Source organism: Pseudoalteromonas sp. APC 3893 (assembly GCF_030408095.1).
Classification (GTDB): domain Bacteria; phylum Pseudomonadota; class Gammaproteobacteria; order Enterobacterales; family Alteromonadaceae; genus Pseudoalteromonas.
The window spans coordinates 1-1730 of record NZ_JASDCD010000063.1; the positions used below are offsets into that span (position 1 = coordinate 1).

Consider the following 1730-nt stretch of genomic DNA (forward strand, 5'->3'; position numbering starts at 1 on the left):
GGGTAGTTTTGTTGTACATAAATGCGGGCGGCTTCTTCACCTAAATCTTCACTGGCCAGTCGCATGGCTTTTTGTGCCTCTTTTAATGCTTTAGCGTCGCCTGCTAATAGCGCGGCATCACGTTGTGCAACGGCGTTGTTTCGCGCTGTTTCGAGTGTTTTTAAACGTTTTCTTGCGGCGGGATCTAAGTTGTTGTGTTTAATTTTTAGTTTTTGTGAAAGGGTGTTAAACACATCGATTTGGTCAGATACAGAAACTAATGCGCCATTTTCATAACGCAGTTTCGGTGGTTTACTACCATCTAAGCGCTGTATGATAACTTTACCGTCTGCATTAGTGTATGCACGGTAGTTGCCACGGATATCATCAGGCAAATTTTGTAACAAATAGTCAGCATGGGCTTTGGCTGACACCTGCGTGGTGACACCTCGGTTGGTACCCGGTTGTAATCTCGCATCAGGCTTGTCAATGTGCTCAATTAACTTAGGTTGCTCAGGCGACACGGTATGTGAGATGGTTTTGTTAAGTTTCTTGCGTTTGAGTACCCCGGCCGTTTCAACTAATGCGCGGTGCGCATTGGCAAGGTGTTTTGATTTACTCGCTGCAGAAGCGGCAACACCAACCCCGCCTGTTAATATTGCTAATAATATTTCAAACGCCATTACCCCGGTTATGCGCTGTTTATCAACGTAGGAATGGGCTTCAATATAGTCATACGGAAAGCGCGCTAATGCACTGCGGGTGTCTGCATCGTCCATTAAGGCAAGTAATAATTCAAACGCTTGTGATAACGCGCTGGTTGTTTTTTGGCTAAAGGCTAAAATTGTTTCCAGCTCGTGTTTAACTGCTTGTTTATCACCACTTGCAACGGCATCAATCATTCTAAAACAAGCAGAATACACACTGATATGGATATCAATTCCCAGTACGACTAAATCGGCGATACCGGTTACAAGGGATTTAGCGCCTTGATATAGGCCAGTTGCCCTTGCGCCAGTTTCAATCATCCATTGGGTAAACAAGTCTTCTTGCTCAAAAATGGCATCGCCAATCGCAGCTTGCCTGCGAATTTCATCAAGCATACTGGTGAGATGTTGATTAAAGTCTTTGCGCAATTGAATGAGGCGCTGTTCATTGGCTTGGGTGGTTGCTGATAATGTCACTTGGCTTTTACCTTGTGGTAAATTAGCCACGGTGGCGATACCGTTTGCTAGTGTACCGGTGTGTTCAACGCCATTATTATCAATAATATGGTAGTCAATACCCTCAACGGCGGTGCCATCATCATAAAAGTATTCAAGTTCAAGCTGAGCGAGTGCGCCTGCGGATAACGTACTGTCACTTAAATCAAACGCGGTGATTTGACTAATACTCGCCGGATTTGAAGCACTTGGACTGCTAGCTGTTTGTGGGCTTTCAATATCGTAATCAACCGGCCCATCAAAGGTGATCATGTTGCTGTCGAGGGTGAGAACATTGGTGGCGATGATGGTGGCATTGCCTTGGCTGTCGAGTTTAATTTCGCCGCCGGCGTTATGAATAATTAAATCACCTTGCCCAGAGCCGGTGATGTTTATTGAATCGTTGGTTTGTAAGAATGTTGAGCCGTTTGGTACGTTGAGCTTTAAGTCACTGTTATTGGTTTTAAGTAAAATATCACTTTGTGCGTTTATTTTTACCGCACGGCCAGCGACTAATGACAGTTCTTGATCTGCTGTTACGCTGACTTC

Annotated in this window: 1 pseudogene; it reads right to left on the minus strand. The window is 44.7% G+C overall.

The features are described from left to right. Positions 1-1730, minus strand: a pseudogene (locus QMA12_RS21955) (type IV secretion protein Rhs); the annotation flags it as partial.